Origin of the sequence: Paraburkholderia bryophila (assembly GCF_003269035.1) — a bacterium.
In the GTDB taxonomy this organism is placed as follows: domain Bacteria; phylum Pseudomonadota; class Gammaproteobacteria; order Burkholderiales; family Burkholderiaceae; genus Paraburkholderia; species Paraburkholderia bryophila.
In genome coordinates this window covers 1-2,468 of record NZ_QLTK01000072.1, presented here as the reverse complement: position 1 = coordinate 2,468, position 2,468 = coordinate 1, and the positions used below count along the sequence as shown (strand labels likewise).

Genomic DNA, 2,468 nt, shown 5'->3' with positions numbered 1-2,468 from the left:
TGTTGATTTGCACGGAATCCTGACCCACCCTGCGTAGTAATTTGCATCGAATATTGACCCACGTAGAACACTGACCTGCTCGGCAACGGGCGGGGGAACGGAGTGATCGACGTGGCTATATTGAGCATCATCCGACGCTGGCACTTTCGCGATCATGTGTCGTTGCGCGAGATTGCCAAACGGCTGGGCGTGTCCAGAAACACGGTCAGACGCTACATACGGGCCGGCACCGTACTGCCCGCCTATCCCGAACGCCACAGCCCCAGCAAGCTCGACGGGTTTGCTGCGAAGCTTGCTGGCTGGCTAAAGACCGAGGCGACGCGGCCCCGCAAACAGCGTAGAACCCTCAAGCAGATTCACGCGGACCTCTGCGTGCTGGGCTTTACTGGCTCCTATGATCGTGTCGCGGCGTTTGCCCGGCGCTGGCGACAGGAGCAGCACGAGCAGGCAAAGACGACCGGGCGTGGGACATTCGTTCCCCTCCGGTTTGCCGCTGGCGAAGCGTTCCAGTTCGACTGGAGCGAGGACTGGGCCGTTATCAACGGCGAGCGCACCAAGCTGCAGGTGGCACAGCTCAAGCTCAGCCACAGTCGTGCCTTCTTCCTGCGCGCCTATCTGCTGCAGACCCACGAGATGCTGTTCGACGCGCATCATCACGCGTTCGTCGCGTGGGGCGGCATTCCCCGCCGCGGCATCTACGACAACATGAAGACCGCCGTCGACAGGGTGCGCCCCGGCAAGGTCCGCGAGGTCAACGCGCGGTTCAGCGCGATGGTAAGCCACTACCTGTTTGACGCCGAGTTCTGCAACGTCGCCTCCGGCTGGGAGAAGGGGCAGATCGAGAAGAACGTCCAGGACAGCCGTCACCGGCTCTGGCAGAAGGTGCCGACATTCGGTTCACTCGCCGCGCTCAACGACTGGCTGGCCGATCAGTGCGTGCTGCTGTGGCAGCAGACACGTCACCCGGAACAGGACACGACGATATGGGATGCATGGTCGGCCGAGCGGCCACACCTGATGCCGGTGGGCCAGCCGTTCGATGGTTTCGTTGAACACACCAAACGCGTCTCGCCGACATGCCTCGTGAACTTCGAGCGCAACCGCTACAGCGTGCCGGCGTCGTTCGCCAACCGGCCCATCAGTCTGCGCGTCTACGCGGCCAGACTCGTGTTCGTCGCCGAAGGCCAGGTGATTGCCGAGCACGAGCGCTGCATCAACCGCAGCCATGACCACGGCGAAACCATTTACGACTGGCGTCACTACCTGGCAGTCCTGCAGCGCAAACCCGGGGCGCTTCGCAACGGAGCGCCCTTCGCCGAGTTTCCAGCCGGCTTCCGCAAGTTGCAGGGCGTGCTGCTGAAGCGCCCCGGCGGCGACCGGGAGATGGTCGAGATTCTGGCGCTGGTCCTGCTGCACGATGAACAGATGGTGCTCACTGCAGTCGAGCTGGCGTTCGAGGCCGGCGCACCGAACAAGCAGACGGTGCTGAACATCCTGAGCCGGCTGCTCGACAGCCCGCCTGTGCCGCCGCTGCAGACGCCACAGGCCTTCGCACTGGAGGTTGAGCCACAGGCCAACGTGGGCCGCTACGACCGCCTGAGGAATCGGGAGGACGATCATGCAGCCTGACGTCATGATGCAGATGCTCAAGTCACTCAAGCTGCACGGTATGGCTCAGGCGTTAGGCGAGCTCGCCGCGCAAGACTCGCCGGCCTACAAGTCAGCTTCGCTGGTGCTTGCCGGGTTGCTCAAGGCGGAAATCGCAGAGCGCGAAGTGCGTTCACTCGCGTATCAGATGAAGGCGGCACGCTTCCCGGCGTATCGCGACATCGGCGGCTTCGACTTCAGTTGCAGCGACGCCAACGAAGCGCTGGTGCGCCAGTTGTACCAGTGTGAGTTCATCGACTCGGCGCACAACATCGTCCTGGTGGGCGGGCCTGGCACTGGAAAGACCCATCTGGCAACCGCGATCGGAGTGCAGGCGCTTGAGCACCATCGACGCCGCGTGCGCTTCTTCTCCACCATCGAACTGGTCAATGCGCTCGAACAGGAGAAGCTCGTGGGCAAGCCCGGACAACTCGCCACACGACTCATGTATGCCGATCTTGTGGTTCTCGACGAGCTCGGCTATCTGCCGTTCAGCCAGACCGGTGGTGCCATGCTGTTCCACCTGCTCAGCAAGCTCTACGAACGAACCAGCATCATCATCACCACCAACCTGAGCTTCGCTGAGTGGGCCAGTGTGTTCGGCGATGCAAAGATGACGACGGCGCTGCTCGACCGGCTCACGCACCACTGCCACATTGTAGAAACAGGCAACGATAGCTATCGTTTCAGAAACAGCACGACACAGCCAAAGAAGGAGAGAAAGAAGACCCAGACACCCACCGAATAACCCGCAAAGCTGGTCCAACGGGTGGGTCAGAATTCAATGCAAATCCCGGGTCAGGATTCCGTGCAAATCAACA

Annotated in this window: 2 protein-coding genes; both read left to right on the top strand. The window is 61.8% G+C overall.

The window, feature by feature from the left end; genetic code table 11:
* The first annotated feature begins 102 nt into the window (after positions 1-102).
* A complete protein-coding gene (gene istA, locus BX591_RS35755) occupies positions 103-1,629 on the top strand; it encodes an IS21 family transposase (RefSeq protein WP_111936004.1) in 1,527 nt (508 codons plus the stop codon).
* Complete coding sequence (istB, locus tag BX591_RS35750; protein WP_111936003.1) at positions 1,619-2,395, top strand: IS21-like element helper ATPase IstB; 777 nt, start codon at positions 1,619-1,621, stop codon at positions 2,393-2,395. The genes istA and istB overlap by 11 nt, the downstream gene beginning before the upstream one ends.
* Positions 2,396-2,468: the final 73 nt, after the last annotated feature.

Excerpts from the sequence above, each read along its gene's own strand:
- istB (WP_111936003.1), top strand. The coding sequence starts at position 1,619 with ATGCAGCCTGACGTCATGATGCAGATGCTCAAGTCACTCAAGCTGCAC.